The following is a 21,166-nucleotide window of genomic DNA, read 5'->3' as shown; positions in this document are numbered from 1 at the left end:
TCAGTCAGCCTACTGCTGCAGGATCACGGTATCGCCGATCTTCAGGCCGGCAAGGACTTCGGTCTTGGTGCCGTTTGAGATGCCAGCCTTGATGTCGATCTTTCGCTTGCCGCCCTTCTGGGCAGGATCCGGCACTTCAACGCTGGCGTTGCGATCTTTGTCGTAGAGGACGGCCTGCTCGGGGACGGTGAGAATGTTTTTATGCTCGTCGAGAATGATCTCGGCGTTCGCGGTCATGTTGGCCTTGAGCTCGCCGCCGGGGTTGTCGATCGAGACACGGACCTCGAAGGTCGTCACGTTGTCTTTCTCCACACCGAGGGGCGCGATGCGCGTGACCTTACCCTGGAAGGTCTTGTCCTTGAAGGATTCGACCTTGATGCGCGCGGGCTGGCCCATGTAGACCTGCCCGATGCCGCCCTCGTCGACCTTGCCCTGCACGTAGACCTGGTGGGTGTCGCCGATAGTCATGACCAGCGTTGCAGTGGAACCCAGGACGAGGATCGAGCTGACCGCATCGCCCACCTCGACGTCGCGGGAGAGGATGATGCCATCCATGGGAGAGACGATCGTGGTGTAGCTGAGCTGGTCTTCAAGCTGCTTGAGCGAGGCCTGGGCCTGCTCGACCTGCGCCTGCGCCTGGTGCATCTTCGAGGTATCCACGGAGATCTGCGAGACGGCCTTGTCGCGCACGTTGACGGCAGCGAGATACTTCTGTTGCGCGTCATCGAGCGACTGCTTCGAGACGACGCCGTCCTTTGACATCTCAAGCGCGCGCTCGTAGGTGTGCTTGTACATGGGCAGGTCGGGGGCTTCGGCGTTGACCTTGTCGTAGTCGATGGCGGCGGAGGTGGCGCGAAGATTGGATTGGGAGGCGGCCAGCGTCGCCTTTTGTGCTGCGACCTGGTCGAGGATCTCCTGTTGATCGAGCTGGGCGAGGACCTGTCCCTTGGTGACGCGAGCGTTGATGTCGACGAAGAGCTTGGTGACGATGCCGCTGGCCTTCGACTTGACTTCAACCTTGGTAATAGGCTGAACCTTGCCGGTTGCGACGACCGAGCGGGCGATGTCACCAGACTCCGCCTTGGCAAGCTGCGAAGGCTCGAAGGTTGTCTTCTTGCCCTTCGCGACCAGGGTTACACCGAGGACGATGAGGAGAACAAAGCCGCCTAGTCCGCCCCAGAGCCAGATGTTCCTGCGTTTGCGTTGTGCCATGAACGAGATCCTCCGAGTCTTTGCGTTTCACATGCTGTTACGTAGACGCGCGGAGGATGGTTCCGTGAAAAAACAGGGAATAGGGTTTAGAGGTTAGGGCGTAGTGAAAGACGAGGCAAGTTGCTCAGGAGTATTTGCGGAGCATGCCGAGGACTCGGCCTTGGATGGCGACGCTTGCGGCGGGCGCGTAGATGGGTGCCATCTCGGCGTTCGATGGCTGAAGACGGATGTTGGCACCTTCGCGATAGAAGCGTTTGAGCGTGGCCTCCGCGCCGTCGATCAGGGCGACGACGATCTCTCCCTCGCGCGCGGACTTCGTGCGTTCGACCAGGACGTAGTCTCCGGAGACGATATGCTCATCGCGCATGGAGTCGCCGCGAACTTCGAGCGCAAAGACCTCGCGGGTTCCGATGATGTCGCTCAGAGAGATGCTCTCTGCCGATTCAACGGCCTCAACCGGTTGGCCGGCGGCGATTCGGCCCATTAGGGGTAGGCGGTCGGAGGCCGTCTTCTTGGGCGGACGCACGGGAATCACGTCGATTGAGCGGCTGCGGTTGTGGGCGCGCTGAAGGAGCCCCTTACTCTGAAGGTTGGTTACGTGCTTGTGTACGGTGGCCAGGCTGCTCAGCCCGAGGCCGGCGGCGATCTCTTCGTAAGACGGAGAGTAGCCGTTCTTATGGGTAAAGCTGGAAAGAAAGTCGATGACCTCTTTTTGCCGACGTGTGATTGCCATGCCACCAATTGTAGCGAATAAAAGGCGAAGCGCAAGGCTGTGCGAAAAAATATCTGCGGCGAACCCTCTTGGGAACTTCGCTACAGCTTCTGAAGCAGGATCTGGCCGGCGGCTGCTCCTTCAACGGCGCCCGCGATCTGGACGGTGCCGCCGACTTCGGTGATGTCGAGGGTGAGTTCGTCGCGTCTTCCGGCGACCGGCTTGACCAGGTTGGGCTGAGGGATTCCGTGAAGGGTCAGGACGACCGTCCGTAGAGCCTTGACTTCGCCCGACGTAGGAACGAAGCGGAGCCGGTACTGCTTGGCGCTGTCGATCTTTGAGGTCAGATCGAGGGAGAATTTGCCTTCGCTCCATGAACCCACGAGATCGGCCGCCCAGACCTGCGGTTTGGTGTCCCAGCCTGTAGGCGGAGCGACTCCGACGTTGAATACGGCGAAGGTGCGTAGGTAAGGAGTTCCCTGGTGGACGGTCGCAACCATGCGAAGAGCATCGACCGTAGTTGGTTCGACGGGCTGAATGCGCTTGTGGCCTATCGAGGTTCCGGTGCCTAGTTCGCGCCAGACCCCGCCGATTCGCCCTTCGATGCGATACTCGCGGACGCGTTCTCCCCTGGAGGTGTCCTCCTGGAGGATCACGGTGTCGATCTTTGTGGGGACGGGAAGACGCAGCAGAATCTCGTCGCTGCTGCCTGAAGTTGCTGCGATGGGCTTCTTGAATCTTTGCTGAAGCTGTGTCCCGAAGGCGGCTGCGGCGTCGCAGTCCGGCTGGGCGAGAAGGCCATCGCGGTTGGCGGGGATGTTGAGGAGAAGCTGGCAGCCCCGGCCTACAGAGCAGTAGTAGATCGTGAGGAGCTGATCGACGGTGAGGACTTTGTTTTCGTTCTTCGTGCTCCAGAACCAGTCGGGACGGCGGATGGAGACGTCGACCTCGTTGGGCATCCAGGTGTCGCCGTCGGGGTCGCTGTTGAGAGAGGTGGCGGTGCCGGTGCGGGCGTCGGCGCGGCTGATGCCGTTCCAGCAAGGGTTGGGGGCGATGCCGTCTTCGTTGCCCACCCAGCGGATCGTCGCCGCCGGGCCCTGGAAGACCATGGCGTGTGGCTGGTACTTGGCGAGGATGTCGGAGACGGGGGCAGCGGTCGATCCGTCGAACCAGACTTCGACCATCTCGCCGTAGCGTGAGAGGACCTCGGTGAGTTGCTGGCGGTACATGGTGTTGTACCGCTGCTGGAGTTCGGGTGTGGCGCAGATGCCGCCGGTCTTGGCACCGAAGTGGTCGTCGCGGGGGCAGACGTAGACGCCGAGCTTGAGGCCGAACTTGCGGCAGGAGGCGGCGACGTCGGCGACGACATCGCCCTTGCCGCCGCGCCAGGGGGTGTTGCGGATGCTGTATTCGGTGGTCTGGGTCTGCCAGGTGCAGAATCCGCCTTGATGTTTGGCGACGAAGACGATGTACTTCGCGCCGAGAGCGAGGGCGGTGCGTGCCCACTGGTCGGTATCGAGCTTCGCTGGATTAATGGCGGACAGGGGCGTGGAGAGGTCGTCGGACTCCTTGTCCTGCCAGGTGTTGGGGGCGAAGTGCGCGAACATGCCGACTTCGAGGTCCTGCCAGGCGATCTGGTCGGGGGAGGGAAGAGCTCGGGGAGCGGCTGCGTGTTCGCCTGCCTGGCCGAGTGCTTGACGGGCGGCGAGACCGAGGCCCAACTGGGCGGAGTGGATGAGGACTTGGCGACGATTCATAGGTTTGTGGGCGCAGCGTCTATTGTTTCAGAGCAGTAGGAGCGTGTCGAACGTGGTGGGTTTGCTAAATAAGGAAAGGGACGCAGACGAGTGGGGATCGGCTTCGGCGGCCTCGGACAGATGTGCGCGGACGGGGTTCTCGTGAATGTAGTTGCGGCGGATTGTGAACTCTTCTGCGTCGCGGATGCGGTGGTCGGTGAAGCTGCGCTGCCAGACGGGAAGATTTGAGGCGAGGCGGCGGGAGAAGCCTCCTTTGATGAGGCCGATGGCGCGTTCGAGGGTGACGGTTTCGGGAGTGAGCAGGAGATGGATGTGGTCAGGCATAACGACGAAGGCGTGGAGTTTGTAGTTGCCTTCGCGGCGGTAGTGCTGGAGGGTGTCGATCACGAGCAGGGCGTTGGATTCGACCTGGAAGAGGCGGCGGCGATTGTAGGTCGCTGTGGTGATGAAAAAGGTGCCGAGTCGGGCGGTGCGCGTCGGGATCGCCATGATGAGTGGCAACAGCGTATCGCAATGCGGATCGGTGTTCGCAGAGATTTCTTAAGGTTCTGCGAATAAGGTTTGTCTGAAGCCGTGCCCTTAAGCAAGACAGTCTCTGCCTGCTCGTGGCAGGTGGGGCGGCGCTCGGTGAGGAGCTGGTGGGCTTGAGGAAATGGTCGCGATCGAGTTGCGCCTGACGATCTCTCCGCAAGCGTATCGAGAGCGAAGCCCGGAATGAAGGAGTGGCGCCAATCACCCTTTGCTAAATGGTATAACCGGTCAAAACATAGTTCCGTGAAGATGCCCATCTGATGGCAAATACGATTCACCTAGAAAAACTCTCCAAAGGTAAGAAGGTTTGGAATCAGTGGCGTTCTGATAACCCAAGTATCGTTCCGGATCTGAGGAAAGCTCAACTGGTGGGCAAGTTTTTGAGCGGTTTCAATCTGCAAGGAGCCCAGCTGTCCAAAGCCCATCTTGATCGGGCATTTCTTTACCACACAGACTTCATGGGAGCGTTCCTGGGCGGGGCTTCAATGACAGATGCAAAATGCAAGAGCATGGACTGCCGGGGGGCGATGCTGGGTGGTGCTGTCCTCAAGCGTGCAGATCTGACTAATGCAAATCTTCGGACCGCGAAAGCAAATTCAGCGAATTTCGCAAACTGTCATCTTGAAAAATGTGATCTAACAAGAGCTGAGTTGAAAGGGGCGACCTTCGAAGGTTCAATTCTCACCAATGTCATAGCGGCGGGTGCAGAGCTGAGTTCCGCTCGGTTAGATCAAGCCAATCTTTCCTCCGCGGACTTCACCCAAGCCATCTTGAGACGGGCTAGCTTTCGCAATGTTGTCGCAAAAAACACGAATTTCAATCTCGCGATATTTCATCTTGCGGTTTTAGATGGTGCGGACATCACTAAGGCTCGCCTTTGGGAGACTCAGCGTGCTGGGTGGTCAATCAAAGGAATAAAGTGCGAGGCCGTTTTCTGGGACGAAGAGGCCAAGACCGCTTCAAATTTCGCTATTGGAGAATTTGAAAAGCTCTATGGGAATCAGCCAGTTATTGAGCTCTTCTATTCGGAAGGAATAACTGCCTTAGAGATTAATACATTTCCAGCTCTCCTTCACGAACCCTCAAAGATCAATCCTGATTGCAGATTACGATTGGCGTCGATCACCGAAACGAACGGCGGCGTATTGATAACTATTAGAGTCGAAGAAGTGGACGACAACGCTCTTTCACAACTCCGCATCTATGCGGAGAGGTTGCGAGAGGCTCAAGTAGAACTTCGCGAAAGTCTGAGGGAGAATGAGAGACTTCGGATAGAGAAAAGCCTGCTATTGGATGAAGTCTTTCCTAGAATCCTGAGCAAGACTACCAATACCGTTCAAGTTCTGGGGCCCGCAACTGCTGTGGCTATTGCGTTTGACAATGCGACAGTTGAAACCGTGTTCGAGAGTGGATCCGATGCGAGTGCATTGAGCTCTCTAATTGGCGAAATCAGAGCATTCGTAGCAGACCTTCCCCGCCAAAACCAATCATCTATCGAGGTAAATGATACTATTCAACGCCTTGAAGATGACTTAGCACGAAAAGATAAATCCCCAGGCTTCGTATCAAACTTACTGAAAAGCTTTCAAGAGCAATTGGTAAGGATTTCCTTGAACGAAGCGACCTCAGTCTTGGGTGAACATCTGCCTGGCATCTTGAAACAACTCGATCACTTGATCAAGCGATAAGAACGTAAGGGGTTGAAATCCAGATCAGGCTCGGCAATGAGTGCACCGAGTGCACCAATTTTACGTTTGATGTGGGTTTACGCATAAGGCTGAAGCGCCCCGCGTTGTTTTTGAGCAGGCTACCGGTTCGCATACCGCATAAGGTTGAACCGACCAGACCCCATAAGCTTGAAGTTTTGCCGCCAATTCACGCAAAAGATTGAATTTTCACGATCGCCCTAGCTGGGCGATTGGAGTCTTCGGTTTAACTGATGGAAAATAAAAGGGATATGATGGCGCTGCACCTCCAGAGGCGGGCATGGCAGAGTGCTTCTCCCTGGCCGATCGAAGAGGGGGAACATCATAGGCCGAAAAGGGGCGAGAATGGAACGGGCTGCTCCACGGATGGAGGGTCAAGGCTCAGGTCAATAAGGAGACTCGAACTTGAAAAGGCAATTTGAGCGGTGGCTGGTCGCTGGCGTGTTGAGTCTGGCGAGTTCTACATTGTGCGTGGGACAGGATGTAATTCGCCCCGGCGACCCGTGGCTCGACAGCCATGGTCAACGCATTCAGGCGCACGGGGGCGGAGTCACTTTGTATAAGGACGTTTACTACTGGTTTGGCGAGGACCGGACTCCCAGCAACGATCCTGATAAGCGCTACGTAGCCTGCTACTCTTCACGCGATCTTGTTCACTGGGAATCCCGTGGCCAAGTGCTGGTACTCGCTGATCCGGAACGTCTGGGACCTCATTGGGTGCTTGAGAGGCCCAAGGTGTTCGTCGGACGAAAGGGAGCCAAATTTGTGATGTATGCGCATCTTGACGACGCGCCCTACAAATTAGCTCGTGTGATGGTCGCGGTCAGTGACCGGATCGACGGCCAGTACAAGTATGTGAAGAGCTTCAGGCCGCTTGGTGAAGAGAGCCGCGATATTGGACAGTTTGTCGACGATGACGGATCGGCATACCTGATCTTCGAGAGCCGTCCAACGAAAGGTTTCTTCGTTGCCAAGTTGACCGACGACTTGATGAATGTAGAGAAGACTGCTTTCATTGCCGCTCCACTCGAGGGGGGTGCCTTGGTACATTACGGCGGCTTCTATTATGTGGTGGGTTCCCACATGACCGGCTGGCGACCTAATCCCAACGTGTACGCGACCGCGTCCACTCTGGCCGGACCGTGGACGGAATTCTCAAATTTAGCGGCGCAGGAGGTCAACAACTACGACTCGCAGTCGGCCATGCTGCTCAAGGTCGCAGGCTCGAAGGGGACAATGGTGATCTTCATGGGCGATTTGTGGCGACCTCATGCGCTGTGGGACTCGCGCTATCTCTGGATGCCGCTCGAGATGGGGAGCCGCTCCATGCATTTGCCGCCTCCTCAGCCTTGGAGCTTGAACGTGAGGAAAGGCGAGACGTCCCTTCGCTCAAATGTAGTGCCGCCGACACCGTAGCCTTAGTGATCGGGATGCGGAGGTCGAACGATAGGCTCCCATCGAAAGTGCTCTCGAGTGGCAGGTACCACCCTCAGCACGAATTTGAGGGTGGGATCTTTTGCGGTGCTCGCAACGCGTATGCTGTGTCTTACCCTGGGAGTTCAACATGACTGATACTTATCTGCTGAGTGCCCGCCTGCTTCCTGAGTTGGAGCAGGAACTGGCAAAGACGCGCCGTGTGATCGAAGCGGTGCCGGACGGTCGTAACGATTACAGGCCGCATGAGAAATCCATGCTACTTCATCGGCTGGCTGGCCACACGGCGGAATTTGCGGGCTTCGCCGCGCTGATTCTGACCTTGCCGGGCATCGATATGCAGACCCCGTCCGACCCGCGCAAGATCCTTCGTATGGAGACAAAGGACAAGCTTCTGGCCGACTTCGATGAGCTGGCTGCAGAAGCCATGGCTGCCATGAAGAGCACTCCAGATGCTGCTTTCGATGAGACGTGGACGCTGCGCAGGAAGGGCGAACCGGTATTTATCGGCACACGCTATATGGCCTACCGCAATAATGTGCTGAACCATATGATCCATCACCGTGGCCAGCTGACTGTGTACCTGCGGCTGCTGAACGAGCCGGTGCCTGGGACCTTTGGGCCTTCTGCTGACGGTATGTGAGCGTTGTTTCGGGGTACATCGAGGAAGCGACTATCGGGGAAGGTCTCGGGGCCGGATGAAGCGTCGGCGGAGGTCTTCGTAGAAGATGGCGATCGTGAATCCCCAGAGGATGTGGCCGAGGAACTCCGAGCCCTGCTCGCTGGCGGGGAGGAGCCAAGTGGCTGGGGTGAGGCCCATCCACGGCATGATGAGTTCGTGGGCCCCGATCTGGATGGCCAGGCCGAAGGCGACGCCCATGCCGACGGTGACGATGGGGAGGATCTCAGCGAGGAGGCCATAGGCTGCGCCCATGAGAACGCTGAAGGCGAAGTGGATGACGAGCGAGACCCAGGTGGGGGTGGGGTGGTGGGTGAAGAGAGAGACGAGGACCTGGGGCTCGGGGATGCGATCGGGGGCGCGAGGAGGCCAGGGCACCTCCCAGCCGAGCTTTACGAAGCCGGAGATGAAGCCGCCGATGGAGCCGGCGAGGATGCCAGGGAGGTAGCGGCGGGTGGCGAGTGGAGTTGTGGCGAAGAGGGGCATGTTTTCGGGTTCCTTCAGCTGCATGCCGTGTGGCCGGACATATTCGTAGAGTACATGGATGCTGATTTGCGAGAGCCAGCTGGTCTTTGTGCACTATCTGAAAACGAGTGAGTCGACGATTGAGAAGTGAGAGACGGGAGCGAAGAAGCCGAGTGGAGTGCCTCTGAAGCTTTTGCTTGTGGTGGAGAAGCACGGGCTTGAGGTGCTGGTGTAGGTGGGTTGATAGGTTCGGGATGGAGTGTTCGGTTGAATGGAAGTTTCCGAAAACACCGACTTTCGAGTAAAGACGTAGAATCCGGTGGTGACTTGTCGAAAGGCATGAATGCTGGATTGGCTGGAATCGTATCTTGCTAGGCAGACGGGGAGAGAGCAATGGCCGAGCGTAAAGGCGAGGGTGGAGTCCCATCTCTCCATCCCGAATGGAACGATTAGAGATCGCCGCTTGGCCCGTTACACGGTTCTGAGTTATGAAGTTGCGGGTCAAACCTACCTTTCCTCTGTCCGCGACATATATGGGCGCGGCGTTCAAACACCACATAAGCATCGCTACGTATCGGTTCAATACAATCCGGATCGACCGAACGTTTACTATTTTGCGCCAGCCTGCAAACTCGCTGGCAGGGTGGTGATTTTCTTCACAGTATTCGTCGGCGCGATGGCAATCCTGATTTCGCTTTGGCTGAGGAAGCACACCTTCCTCCCGTGAAACGGCGTTATCGGAGACTACGGCTGCCGCGTGACCTCCGTAAACGTCTCAATTCGCTTTCAGATCATGCTGGAATGGCTATAGCAGGCCTCTCCCTGATCGGAGTTGCATGTCGTCGTCGAAAGTGATCGTCTTAGCCCTCGGTATCTTCATCACGTCTTTCTACCCCTTCTTACGCAAGCCAATCGATTGCGCAGCACTTCCATTCAGAGAACGAAGCGAAACAGCACTGTCCCCGCGAAGCCGTCGTTTGGGTGCAAGGGAGCTTCGCGTAGACAGGAAATTCCTGTGTTACTCTTTGCTTGCAAAGAGTAAACCTATTTCGCAATAGACCAGAGAATAACCCGCTCGATGTAACTGGTAACCTGCGAGTAATCTTAATCCTCACCCTTCCCCCATAAAACTAGAACCACTGGAGCCTATTGCCTTGGGTGACCTTCGGAGTTGTGTGCGCCCCTTCTGTGTTTTTCTTTGTGCTTGCCTCCAGTGCGTTTGCGGTGGTCGGACCAGGCGATTTATCGGGTGTGCGATTCTGACGGTTTTTGCCGTATTCGCGGCGCGTGCAGAGAGCTCCCTACAGCGGCTCAGTGGCCATGTGCGTCCTGCGGTCTCGCAGGGGAAGGCGCAGTTGGCTGGCTCGATGCCGGACGATGGGAAGTTGAACTTCTCCATTATTCTGCCACTGCGGAATGAAGCAGACCTTGATGCATTGCTGCAGCGTTTGTACGATCCATCGAGCGCCGACTACCGGAAATTTCTTAGCGTAGCGGATTTTACCGAGAAGTTTGCTCCGACGGCTGCTGACTACGCGACGGTGGTCGCTTTTGCTAAGGCCAATGGCCTCGAGGTAACCGGCACGCCGGCGAATCGCATGGTTGTTCCACTCAAAGGCACGGTTGCGGCGATCAATGCCGCCCTGCATGTGCGGATGAACTTGTACCAGCACCCTACGGAAAACCGCGTTTTCTTCTCGCCGGACCGTGAGCCTTCGCTTGCCCTGAGTGTGCGGGTGGCCCATATCAGCGGATTGAACAATTTTTCCGTGCCTAAGCCGATGATGCATCGAGCGGCGGATGGTCGGATGGCGGCCGACGTAACCGGCTCGGGGCCGAATGGGGCGTACCTGGCAGGCGATATGCGTACGGCGTATTACGGCGGTACGCAGTTGACCGGCGCGGGACAGGCAGTAGGCCTGCTGGAGTTTGGCGGCTATGACCTGAACGATGTGAAGCAAACCTTCAGCAGCGTGGGCACAAGCTACACGGTCCCTATCAACAATGTGCTGCTGGATGGTGCGACCGGTCTCTCGAATGGAAGTGACGGAGAGCAGGTACTGGACATCGTGCAGGCGATTGGAATGGCCCCGGGGCTAAGCCAAGTCCGGGTGTACATCGGCTCAGAAGACGCTGACATTCTCAACTCGATGGCGTCGGAGAACATCGCGAAGTCCCTGAGTTGCTCGTGGGGCTGGTATCCGGATGATCCCGGCACCGATGACGTCTTCTTCAAGGAGTTTGCGGCACAGGGACAAAGCTTCTTTGTGGCTTCGGGTGACTATGGCGCGTGGGACACTGAGCTTGCGCCATGGGTCTACCCAGCGGAAGACGCGAACGTGACGACGGTAGGCGGAACCCACCTGACGACGGTGGGTGCGGGCGGACCGTGGCAGGCAGAGACGTCCTGGAACGGCCCTCCCTATGGCAGCGGCGGTGGCATCAGCCCTGACGATATTGCGATTCCAAGCTGGCAGACGGGCGTGGTGACGGCAGCAAACGGGGGCTCGACAACATTCCGCAATGCTCCCGATGTCGCTATGGAGGGCGACTTCGACAATTACAACTGCGAAGAGGGCGTCTGCGCGGGAGACAATGCCGGTACGAGTTTCGCCGCACCACGGTGGGCGGCGTTCACCGCTCTGATCAATCAGCAGGCTGCGGAGATGGGGACCGCGCCTGCGGGCGGCATCGGCTTCTTGAATCCTGCGCTCTATGCGATTGGCAGCGGGACGCGATACGTAAACGACTTTCACGATATCGTTACTGGCGATAACCTTACTGACGGACAGCCAACCTGGTTCAATGCTGGGACGGGCTATGACCTGGTGACGGGATGGGGCAGCCCCACAGGCCAGAATCTGATTAACGATCTCGCCGGTCCGCAGACTCTCGGGTTCTGGCTCTCAGCGTCGTCTTCCACGATCCAGGTGAATCCGGGAGGAAATGGGTCTACGTCGATCAGCGTTGTGGATGCTGGAGGATTTACGGGCAAAGTGCAGCTCGCTGTGACGTCCGCATTGCCCACCGGAGTGACAGCGGCCTGGGGAACCAATCCAACGACCGGAAGCAGTGTTCTGACACTAACGGCGGCGAGCACGGCCGCCAACACGACGACGACGCTGACCATCACGGGAACCTCCGGCAGTATCAGCGAGACGACGCAGATTACCCTCGCAGTTCATCCGCCTGCGTTTTCTCTATCTGCTTCGCCGGATAATTTGGCGGTCCTTGCAGGAAGCCCAACGACAGCAAGCGTGATTGTGACACCGCTGTTTGGATTTACAGGCAGTGTGGCCCTTACGGCTTCTGGACTTCCTGCCGGGGTCACAGCGACGTTCGGGACCAACCCGACGAGTGGAACGGCACTCTTGACGCTTCAAGCCACCAGCGCTGCGGTGGCGGCCACCAGCAACGTCACCATCACGGGTCAATCCGGGCAGTTGACGGCGACAACGATCGTTCCGATCACGGTGGTGAAGCCTACATTCAAGCTCGCAAACAATGGAGATGTGACGCTCGGAGTTGGGACTTCGGCGAGCAATATCATCTACGTAGAAAATTACTACGGTTTTCAAGGAGCTGTGACTCTGTCGGTCGCGGGCCTGCCCAGCGGTATGTCTGCGACCTTCGGGACGAATCCGACCACATCGGGCTCTTATCTGACTTTTACCCCAAGCAGCACGACACCTCTGGGAACCAGCACGGTGACGGTGACGGGGCAGTCCGGCAGTCTTTCGGCGACGACGACGTTCAAGGTCAACGTCGTCGCTCCTAGCTTCACGCTGACGCAATTGGGCACCGTGCAGATTGGGACAGGAACGACGACGACGGTTCCTGTCTATGTGAATCCGATGTATGGATTTACGGGTGCAGTCAACCTTGCGATCGCCGGGCTGCCGAGCGGGGTGACGGCATCGCTGACTCCGAATCCGACTCCCGGGAACAGCACACTGACGCTGACAGCGAGCAGCACGGCAGCAACCGGCATGAACGCGGTGACAGTGACAGGTACCTCCGGTTCTCTGAAGGCGACGGCGAGCATGACGCTGCAGGTCTTCGTGCCGACGTTCACCTTTAGCAGCAACGGACCTGTAAGCATGGCTCCGGGCAACTCAACGACAATACCTCTCTTCGTGAATGCTTTGTATGGATTTACGGGGAGCGTCAACCTTGCAGTCGCCGGACTTCCGAGCGGAATTAATGCGGCGATCTCGCCAAATCCGACTACGGGCGCTGCTTCCATCACCTTGACTGCAAGCACAGCTACGGCGTTGGGGAATAGCACCTTAACAGTCACAGGAAGCTCGGGAACGCAGTCTGCGACGACGTCGATCCCATTGACGGTAGGTTTGGGAAGTTTCACCTTGTCTGCCTCTGAATCAGTCGCTTTAGGTGTGGGGAGTTCTGCCCAGGAATCGGTGTACATCTATCCAGGCTCCGGACTAACCGGTGGTGTGACGCTCTCTCTCGCGGGGCTTCCAGGCGGAGTGACCGCGTCCATCTCCCCCAACCCGACGACTGGTTATGCAGTCGTGAACCTGGTCGCCGACAGTACAGCCAAACCTGGGAACTATACCGTCACAGTTAACGGTACGGCGACGAACGCAAAGGCGGCTTCGACCACGTTTGCACTGACGGTGGGAGCGCCGAGCTTCACGCTTTCGAACTATGGCCAGGCGCAGGTGGGACAAGGATCGTCGGCGACCACCACCATCATCATGAGCCCAGTGAATGGGTTTCTCGGCACGGCTCATTTGACAGTCTCGGGTCTGCCAAGCGGCGTCACGGCGAGTTTTTCGCCTGCGCTGGTTACTGGCGGGTCGAGCACACTGACGTTTACGGCGACCAGCACGGCGACGGTAGGAACGAGTTCGGTCACCGTCACAGGAACTTCGGGCTCAACGACCGCGACGACATCTTTTCCGCTGCAGGTTGGGGTTCCGACTTTCACGCTGAGCACTGGAGGTGTGTCCATCAGTCCGGGAGGCACGGCCAGCGACTACGTTTCTGTGACCCGTCTATTTGGCTTTACAGGCAGCGCAACCCTCTCGGTGAGCGGGCTACCGGCTGGTGTGACCGGTTCTTTCGCTCCGGACGTGGTAACCGGGAGCTCCCAGCTAAATCTGACGGCGAGCGGCACGGCTGCGCTCGGGGTTTCGACGGTGACGGTCACGGGTGTTTCGGGATCGCTGAAGACAACGAGCACGTTCTTACTCACGATCGCTCCGGGCACTTTTTCTCTCCAGGCGGATAATGGAGTGGCACAGTTCGCGCCGGGAACGACGTTTACCAGCACCGTCTCGGTGCTATGGTCCACGCCGGCTCCAGCGGGTAATGTCGCGCTTAGCATCTCCGGATTGCCCGCAGGTGTGACCGCAACGTTCTCTCCGGCTTCAACGAGCACCACAAGCGTGCTGACGCTAATCGCTGCAAGCACTGCGGCAACGGCGAATACAAATCTGACGATTATCGGAACTCTGGGAAGTACGACAACGACAACAGACTTTCAGATCCAGATCCAGCCAAAGTCGTTCTTGATCTCAGGGCCATCCAGTGACACGGTTGGCCAGGGGCAGAGCGTAACTTCTGCGATTTACATTACGCCTGTCTCTGGCTTCACTGGGACAGTCAATCTGTCGGCCAGCGGACTTCCAGCCGGCGTTACGGCGTCGTTTTCACCGGCCGCCACGCAGACCGGATCCACGTTGACCATGACGGCCAGCAGCACTGCGGCGCTAGCTGGCAGCGTGGTTACGATCACGGGAACGTCCGGCTCGGTGACCGCATCGACCCAGTTTCCGCTTACAGTATCTTCGCCGGCGTTCAACCTCGTAGCCGGAAGCACATCGTTGGGGCTGGGGACATCGGCCCCGGTTTCGGTCTATGTCCAGGGACAGAACGGATTTTCTGGTGGCGTCACTCTCGCCGTCTCTGGGCTACCAAGTGGTGTCACTGCAGCAGTCTCGCCGAACCCAACCACTTCAAGCGCCACCATTACGTTGACGGCATCGGCGTCCGCAAGCGTTGGACAGTATAACGCGGTCGTTACCGGTACTTCTGGCAAGCTGACAGCGTCAAGTCTGCTGAACATCACGGTTGCCGCGCCGTCGTTCACACTTAGCAGCTACGGCACAGTTTCCTTGGGTCAAGGGGCGTCAGCGCAAACCAATGTTCAAGTCAGCCCTGTTAATGGATTTACCGGAAGCGTCCAGCTTTCGGTGACGGGACTTCCCAGCGGGATCAGCGCCTCCTTCCTGCCAACTCCCACGAACAGCAACAGCACGCTGACTTTGACGGCCAACAGCACAGCTCCCCTAGGGCAATATAACGCAACGCTTGTCGGTACTTACGGCACACAAATCGTGTCGATCCCACTGAACCTTTCGATCTACGCCCCAACATTCAACCTCTCGACCTATCAGACGGCAACTCTAACTCCTGGATCGAGCAGCCAGGTCTCTGTCGGGATCTCATCGATGTATGGCTTCAGCAGCGCGGTCCGTCTTAGCGCTTCAGGGCTGCCGGCTGGGGTCACTGCGACCTTCTCCCCTAGCTCTGCAACGACTCAGAGCACGCTCACGTTTACGGCTGCGACGTCTGCAATCCCGGGTGAGTCCAACGTCACAGTCACCGGCGTCTCCGGGACAACCACATCAACGGTCGTTGTGCCTCTTACCGTTGCGGCACCAACCTTCACCCTTTCGAGTTCAGGCATCTCTCTCGGTATCGGATCATCCACCAGCGCGACGATTTATGTATCAACGAACAATGGATTTACGCAACCTGTGCAATTCGCCGCATCGGGCGTGCCAAGCGGGATGACGGTTGCCTTCTCGCCGAATCCCGGATTAGGCAGCACGGTCATGACTGTGACTGCCGCGAAGACGCTTGTCGCCGGGCAGTACCTTTTTACCGTGACAGGCACTGGAGGAGGACAGACGGCGACCTCGCAGATCCAGGTCGATGCAGGGGTGCCATCTTTTACTCTTTACGGCTACAACATCTCCGTCGGCGCGGGATACTCCTCGAGTGAATATATCTCCGTATCTCCCACCTATGGCTTTAGCGGAGCGGTCCAGTTTTCTGTGACCGGACTACCGGCAGGTGTGACCGCGTCGTTCTCCCCGTCCTCCTCGACGAGTAGTACAAATATGACGCTGAGTACAACGACCGCCGTGCAGCCGGGGCAATATAGCTTGAATTTGGTGGGCATATCGGGTACGCAGGTCAACACGGTACCTGTGATGCTCACGGTGCTGCCACCGAGCTTTTCGCTCGTGAACTACGACTCTCCACTTGTGGGGCAGGGCAACACCGTTACGACCTATGTCTATGTGCAGAGCCAGGCCGGATTTGCGGGGAGCGTCAGTTTCTCCATCTCCGGCTTGCCGAGCGGCGTAACGGCAGCCTTTTCGCCAAATCCGGCGACGAATAGCAGTACCTTGAGCTTGACTGCGTCAAGCACAACGCCGGTTGGCCAGTACTCGGCGATAGTGAAGGGTACTTCAGGTGCCTTGAGCGCGACCACACAACTGACCTTTACGGTGGGCACACCATCTTTCACTCTTACAGCGTACGGCGGGGGACAGATCGGGGCGGGAACAACGGGGCAGCAATCCATCTATGAGAATCCTGCGTTCGGATTTACAGGCAGCGTTCAGTATTCTGTTTCGGGCCTTCCCGCAGGAGTGACTGGTACGTTTTCACCCGTAACGTCGACGAGCGGGACGAGTCTTGCTTTAGCTGTGGCCAGTACGGTTCAGCCGGGTCAGTACAGCTATACCGTCACCGGAAAATCTGGTTCGTTGGTTGTGTCCGTGCCCGCGTCCATCTTGGTTGTCAGCCCCACCTTCACGTTGAACGTTTACGGCGGGGCCAGTATCGGTCAAGGCACATCCAGCACAGTCGAGGTTTACATCAACCAACAGAATGGATTTACGGGAGCTGTTCAACTCACGGTATCCGGTCTACCTAGCGGCGTGACTGCAGCCATATCTCCGAATCCAGCGACGGGCGTAAGTGTCCTCACCCTGACGGCATCAAGCGCCGCGAGTCTTGGGCAGTACACCGTGACGCTCCTAGGTGTATCCGGCACACAAACCGCTTCGACGACATTCACTGTCGGTGTCTACGTACCGACATTCACGCTGTCAAATACACAGTATTCCTTGAATATCGCGCAAGGAACATCGGCCGGGAGCTATATCACGATCAACAATCTGTATGGGTTTACAGGCCAGGTGCAGTTGAGCGTGTCGGGGCTACCTGCCGGCGTGACAGCCGCCTTTTCTGCGAATCCGACGACGAGCCAAAGTCTTCTGACGCTTACCGCATCGAGCACAGCAGCTCTGGCCCAGAGCACTCTGACGATCACAGGAACGTCCGGGACACAGACTGCAACAACGACGTTGCAATTGGGTATCTATGCGCCCACCTTCAGCATCACTGGGGGCACACCGGTAAGTCTCAACCAAGGCAGCTCTACGACCGACTATCTGTATATCAATGCTCCGTATGGCCTCACTGCCCCGGTACAGCTCGCCCTCACGGGGTTACCAAGCGGGGTGACGGCATCGATCTCCCCTAACCCAACGACATACTCCAGCGCCGTGACACTCAGTGCTGCGAGCAACGTAGTTCCCGGACTGTACTCGATCACGGTCAGCGGGACTTCGGGTGCCCAGAGCGCAACCAGCAGCTTCACCCTGTACGTACCGACGGTGGCAACGACCACAACCGCGACCATCAATACGGCCTCGTTCCCGGCATCGTCTCCTGGAAGTGTCTCTGTCCATGTGAGCTGCAACTCAGCCTGCGGAAAAGTGCTTTATCAGGAAGATGGTGTGAACTGGGCGACGGTCACACTGGATGCGAACGGCAACTACAGTTCCCATGGCAGCTTGCCGAACGCAACGCCAGGGCAGCATACGATGACCGTTACCTACCTCGGGAACGCTCAGTATGCGGCCTCTACCTCCAACACGGTCAGCTTCACCATCCTGCCTCCGGCAACGACCACGACCGCGACGATCAATACGGCCTCGTTTCCGGCATCTGCCCCTGGGAGCGTCTCTGTTCATGTGAGTTGCAACTCGGCCTGCGGAAAAGTGCTTTATCAGGAAGATGGTGCGAACTGGGCAACTGTGTCACTTGATGCGAACGGCAACTACAGCTCACATGGAACCATGCCCAACACAACGCTGGGACCGCACACAATGATCGTTACCTACCTGGGTAGCGCACAGTATGCGGCCTCCACCTCCAACACGGTCAACTTCACCATCGTGCAGTAAGGCAACGACTGAATGAAGTCCCGGGGCAGTCAGAACAGTAACTGTTGTTGATCGCCCTTGTTTTGCCCAGGGATACGGAGTTCGCGACGACCAAAAGAATAAGGAGTGGCTGAAGTAGAAGGGCCGGTACCGTTCGAGCGAGAGCATGCCCTCCTAGTTCACGTAAAACGGCGATTTCGGCAGCGTCGGCCCCATCGATGAACGCCAGGAATTGGGCGAGGCCGACACGCAAAACGTGACGATAGTCTATGACCTGCATGTCTATACTCGGTCAGATTGTGTCCATCGTTCGTTACCCCGTAAAGAGCATGTCGGGTGAACTTCTCGCGAGAGCGTATCTAGCCCCTTATGGCCTTGATCGCGATCGACTCTATGCGTTCGAGAGCTCGAGCGCTCCTGCGGGCATGCTTCGTCTCACCGCTCGTGAGCGACGCCAGATGCTGCAATATCACCCACATGTACGCACCGATGGAGGAGTTGAAGTCCTGACCCCAGATGGGAAGCGATATCCAATCGATTCTGCACCATTGCTTCACCACCTGCAGGCGAATATTGCCGACGCAGGCAGCCTCTCCCTAATGCAGAGCCTGACGCCGCAGACCGATGTGCGTCCCCTATCTTTGTTGTCGCTGCCAACAGTTGAGGCGCTCTCGAAGGAGTTTGGCATGACCTTGGGGGAGCGCCGCTTTCGAGCCAATATGCTGGTCAATCTTGTGGGCGGGGCGTTCGCCGAGGACGCACTCGTGGGGCGACAGGTCCGGATCGGAAAAGAGGCGAAGCTCCTGATTCGCGAACGTATACCGCGCTGTAGATTCATCACCTACGATCCGGACGCACCCCCTAATGCGGAACCCTTATTTTCCTTGATGAAGCTTCTGGACAGGCGATACGAAGGACGCGTGGGTGTCTACGCATCCGTAACGACACCTGGGTGGATTGAGGCGGGAGATGACATATGGGAGGAAGGATAGGGAGCAATCGCACGAACTGCTGGCGCAAGTGGCAGACTGTCAGGTCGGCTTACGATAGCACAGAGGGCTAAAAGATGAAGATGTGGTTCGCCCCAGGCGGCGAGGTCCCGCTGTACCGGCAACTCGGGACACAGATCGTGCTTGCCATACTCTCAGGGGACCTGAAACCAGGCGAAAGGCTGCCAAGCACCCGTGCGTTGGCGCGACGATTCGGCATCCACCCCAACACGGTCAGTGCAAGCTATCACCAACTGGAGGTAGAGAACTGGGTGGAGTCGCGGCGCGGGTCGGGTATGTATGTGAACGACCGCAAACCGAAAGCGATGACGCCGGAACAGGTGCTCGATGTGCATATTGCCGGGTTCTTCCGCGCGGTGCGAGAGCTTGATTTGCCCATGGAGGCGGTACGGGCGCAGGTTGCTCGGTGGCTCGCAGCGCCGCCTGCGGACCATCTCCTGTTGATTGAGGCGGACGAGAAGGTTGCGCAGATCTTCGTGGCTGAACTGAACGCCCTTACCTCGATGGACGTGAGGGTGATCGACCCGGAAGAGTGCCGGGCCAACCGCAATTGCCTTGGGGGCGCGGTACCACTGTGCAGGCCGAGCCGCAAGCTGATGGTGCAGGAGGCGGTAGGAATCGGTGTGGAGCTTCTGGTACTGCCGATAAACTCGGCGCTGACTTGGCTGGCGCCGCTCGTGGGTGCGACGCCAGGCCATTTGATTGCAGTGGTCTCGCACTGGCCGGAGTTTGTGGAGACGGCACGGACGATGCTGCAGGCCGCCGGAGTTGCCGGAGACGCACTCCTGTTGATCGATGCGAATGCTCCGGAGCGCATGCGTGGGCTGGCGGCGGCGAGCGCGATTCTGTGCGATACCTACACGGCATCCCGGCTGGAAGTCCCAAAGAAGGTGAAGCGGTTTGTCTTTCCTCTGCTGGCGGAGTCGGTGAAGGAGCTTCTGCGGCCGTTTGAGCAGGCCGTGATGCGCGATGGCGGGGTTGTGACACCTGCGAAAGTGTCCTAATCGAACGCGTGCGTGTCTCATGGGGTCGATAGCCTCTTCCTTGCAGGGCAAATGGAGGAGGATGAGATGCAGATCAAACAGTGGATTCCGTGGACGATGGTCCTGGGTCGTGCCGCACTAGGACCGATTGTGGTGCTTGGCGAGCGATGCGGGTGGAGTGGGAGTGCGCTGGCGGCGATCGTGCTGACTGCGTTGCTATCGGACATCTTCGACGGCGTGCTGGCGCGGCGATGGAAGACAGACACAGCGGCGCTTCGGCTCTCCGATACGCTGGCGGATACCGCGTTTTACCTGTGCGTGGCCGTCGCGATAGGCTTCGGGATGCCTGTTGTGTGGCACCAATGCCGAAGCGGCGTGTTGCTGGTGCTCGGCTGCGAGGCCCTGCACTTTGCTTTCGACTTCGCAAAGTTTGGAAGGCCAGCGAGCTATCACTCCTACGTGGCGAAGACCTGGGGCCTGGTGCTGGCTGTGGCGGTCGTCGTCACCTTTGCGACGCAGCACGTTTCGATCTGGATGAGCGCGGCGGTTGTCCTGGGCGTGCTGAGCAATGCGGAGACGCTGGCGATGAGTCTCATATTGCCCGCGTGGCGGCGCGATGTGAAGACGCTGGTGGTGGCGTGGCGGATGAGGACGGACCTGTTGCGGGAGCAAGTGGAGATGAAGCGGGCGGCGGGTGCGCTGGTTGGTCTGGCGGTGATGCTGAGTCTGGGGACGCTTGGCAGCACGGAGATGAAGGCGCAGTCCTTGCAGCATGTCACGTATGTGGGCGGGACGGCGTTGCAGGGCAATCGCATCGACGGTAAGCTATCGATCGGAACGAACGACGCGCTGGAGTTTGCGGGGACCTCCAGACTGGTGATTTCCTATGACCATGTGATCACCTATGAGTCGAGCAGCCGCAAGGTGGTGCATGTGGGTCTGCTGACGGAGGGCATCTGGAAGCTGGTAGCGCCGTGGCCGGAGGCGAAGCAGATCTCCCTGAGCTATCGCGACGCGGACGATCACACGCAGGTCGTGGTGCTTGAGATGTCACGCGCCGACGAGGCGCTGCTGGTCGAGGTCTTGAAGGCGCGGGTCCCACGGGGGACGTCTCGGCAGCCAGTGCAGCCATTGCGGCCACTCGTGAGCCTGAAAGAGAAGGGCCCGGAGCAATGATGTTCCTCAATTTTGATTCGTCGGCATCGAAGATGCGATCGCGCAGGCTCCCGCGACCACTTAACGAGGTCACTTGGCACTTTGCTCCAGCTTATGGCACACGGCGAGGAGCTTTGGTGCTTCGGACGAGCGCTGAAGCGTACCTCAGGGGCTAAAGCCCCTTGCCTGGGGAGTGGATTAAGGGCACGGCTCTGCCGGTTTGTGGTTGTGAGTCTGCGCTTGGCGA

At 58.2% G+C, this 21,166-nt stretch carries 12 protein-coding genes; 7 read left to right on the top strand and 5 right to left on the bottom strand.

Translation table 11 applies throughout. From position 1 onward, the window contains the following. Nucleotides 1–9 precede the first annotated feature (9 nt). The 4 genes from OHL18_RS16180 to OHL18_RS16165 all read right to left on the bottom strand — a co-directional run bounded on the left by OHL18_RS16180 (nt 10) and on the right by OHL18_RS16165 (nt 4,182). Complete coding sequence (locus tag OHL18_RS16180; protein WP_263375915.1) at nt 10–1,212, bottom strand: efflux RND transporter periplasmic adaptor subunit; 1,203 nt, start codon at nt 1,210–1,212, stop codon at nt 10–12. Nucleotides 1,213–1,336: 124 nt separating this feature from the next. Then, nucleotides 1,337–1,945: a transcriptional repressor LexA gene (gene lexA, locus OHL18_RS16175; protein WP_263375914.1), complete on the bottom strand. Its 609-nt coding sequence runs from the start codon at nt 1,943–1,945 to the stop codon at nt 1,337–1,339. Between the two features lie 80 nt (nt 1,946–2,025). Further along, on the bottom strand, nt 2,026–3,681 hold the full coding sequence (locus OHL18_RS16170) for an alpha-L-fucosidase (protein WP_263375913.1): 1,656 nt from the start codon (nt 3,679–3,681) through the stop codon (nt 2,026–2,028). Between the two features lie 27 nt (nt 3,682–3,708). Further along, nucleotides 3,709–4,182 carry an REP-associated tyrosine transposase gene (locus OHL18_RS16165; protein ID WP_263375912.1) on the bottom strand — a complete coding sequence of 158 codons (474 nt, stop codon included), beginning with the start codon at nt 4,180–4,182 and terminating at the stop codon, nt 3,709–3,711. A 290-nt stretch (nt 4,183–4,472) separates the two neighbouring features. On the opposite strand from OHL18_RS16165, the gene OHL18_RS16160 reads away from it, so the two are divergent. The 3 genes from OHL18_RS16160 (at nt 4,473) to OHL18_RS16150 (ending at nt 7,995) form a co-directional block, all read left to right on the top strand. Then, complete coding sequence (locus OHL18_RS16160; protein WP_263375911.1) at nt 4,473–5,900, top strand: pentapeptide repeat-containing protein; 1,428 nt, start codon at nt 4,473–4,475, stop codon at nt 5,898–5,900. A gap of 423 nt (nt 5,901–6,323) precedes the next feature. Beyond that, complete coding sequence (locus OHL18_RS16155) at nt 6,324–7,334, top strand: family 43 glycosylhydrolase (RefSeq protein ID WP_263375910.1); 1,011 nt, start codon at nt 6,324–6,326, stop codon at nt 7,332–7,334. A 148-nt stretch (nt 7,335–7,482) separates the two neighbouring features. Next, a complete protein-coding gene (locus OHL18_RS16150; protein WP_263375909.1) occupies nt 7,483–7,995 on the top strand; it encodes a DinB family protein in 513 nt (170 codons plus the stop codon). Nucleotides 7,996–8,025: 30 nt separating this feature from the next. On the opposite strand, the gene OHL18_RS16145 is transcribed toward OHL18_RS16150, so the two are convergent. After that, nucleotides 8,026–8,517 carry a DUF1440 domain-containing protein gene (locus OHL18_RS16145; RefSeq protein ID WP_263375908.1) on the bottom strand — a complete coding sequence of 164 codons (492 nt, stop codon included), beginning with the start codon at nt 8,515–8,517 and terminating at the stop codon, nt 8,026–8,028. Nucleotides 8,518–9,818: 1,301 nt separating this feature from the next. On the opposite strand from OHL18_RS16145, the gene OHL18_RS16140 reads away from it, so the two are divergent. From OHL18_RS16140 to OHL18_RS16125, 4 genes are all read left to right on the top strand, one after another. Beyond that, nucleotides 9,819–17,792 (top strand): protease pro-enzyme activation domain-containing protein, encoded by a 7,974-nt coding sequence (locus OHL18_RS16140; RefSeq protein WP_263375907.1) that lies wholly within the window; start codon nt 9,819–9,821, stop codon nt 17,790–17,792. A gap of 257 nt (nt 17,793–18,049) precedes the next feature. Next, entirely contained in the window at nt 18,050–18,763 is a 714-nt protein-coding gene (locus OHL18_RS16135; protein ID WP_263375906.1) for an MOSC domain-containing protein, read from the top strand. A 74-nt stretch (nt 18,764–18,837) separates the two neighbouring features. Further along, the gene (locus tag OHL18_RS16130; protein ID WP_263375905.1) at nt 18,838–19,785 is read left to right on the top strand and encodes a GntR family transcriptional regulator; all 948 of its coding nucleotides are present in this window, start codon (nt 18,838–18,840) and stop codon (nt 19,783–19,785) included. A 66-nt stretch (nt 19,786–19,851) separates the two neighbouring features. Next, nucleotides 19,852–20,940, top strand: a complete 1,089-nt coding sequence (locus OHL18_RS16125; protein WP_263375904.1) for a CDP-alcohol phosphatidyltransferase family protein — start codon at nt 19,852–19,854, stop codon at nt 20,938–20,940. Nucleotides 20,941–21,166: the final 226 nt, after the last annotated feature.

The sequence above is a fragment of the Granulicella aggregans genome, assembly GCF_025685565.1.
In the GTDB taxonomy this organism is placed as follows: Bacteria; Acidobacteriota; Terriglobia; order Terriglobales; family Acidobacteriaceae; genus Edaphobacter; species Edaphobacter aggregans_B.
The sequence above is the reverse complement of the archived record's forward strand: the minus strand, read 5'-3'. Positions and strand labels throughout refer to the sequence as shown.

What these genes read in the sequence shown, in the direction of transcription:
- OHL18_RS16145 (WP_263375908.1), bottom strand. Translation starts at nt 8,517, where the DNA reads ATGCCCCTCTTCGCCACAACTCCACTCGCCACCCGCCGCTACCTCCCT.
- OHL18_RS16160 (WP_263375911.1), top strand. Translation starts at nt 4,473, where the DNA reads ATGGCAAATACGATTCACCTAGAAAAACTCTCCAAAGGTAAGAAGGTT.
- OHL18_RS16150 (WP_263375909.1), top strand. Translation starts at nt 7,483, where the DNA reads ATGACTGATACTTATCTGCTGAGTGCCCGCCTGCTTCCTGAGTTGGAG.
- OHL18_RS16170 (WP_263375913.1), bottom strand. Translation starts at nt 3,681, where the DNA reads ATGAATCGTCGCCAAGTCCTCATCCACTCCGCCCAGTTGGGCCTCGGT.
- lexA (WP_263375914.1), bottom strand. Translation starts at nt 1,945, where the DNA reads ATGGCAATCACACGTCGGCAAAAAGAGGTCATCGACTTTCTTTCCAGC.
- OHL18_RS16130 (WP_263375905.1), top strand. Translation starts at nt 18,838, where the DNA reads ATGAAGATGTGGTTCGCCCCAGGCGGCGAGGTCCCGCTGTACCGGCAA.
- OHL18_RS16125 (WP_263375904.1), top strand. Translation starts at nt 19,852, where the DNA reads ATGCAGATCAAACAGTGGATTCCGTGGACGATGGTCCTGGGTCGTGCC.
- OHL18_RS16135 (WP_263375906.1), top strand. Translation starts at nt 18,050, where the DNA reads ATGTCTATACTCGGTCAGATTGTGTCCATCGTTCGTTACCCCGTAAAG.
- OHL18_RS16180 (WP_263375915.1), bottom strand. Translation starts at nt 1,212, where the DNA reads ATGGCACAACGCAAACGCAGGAACATCTGGCTCTGGGGCGGACTAGGC.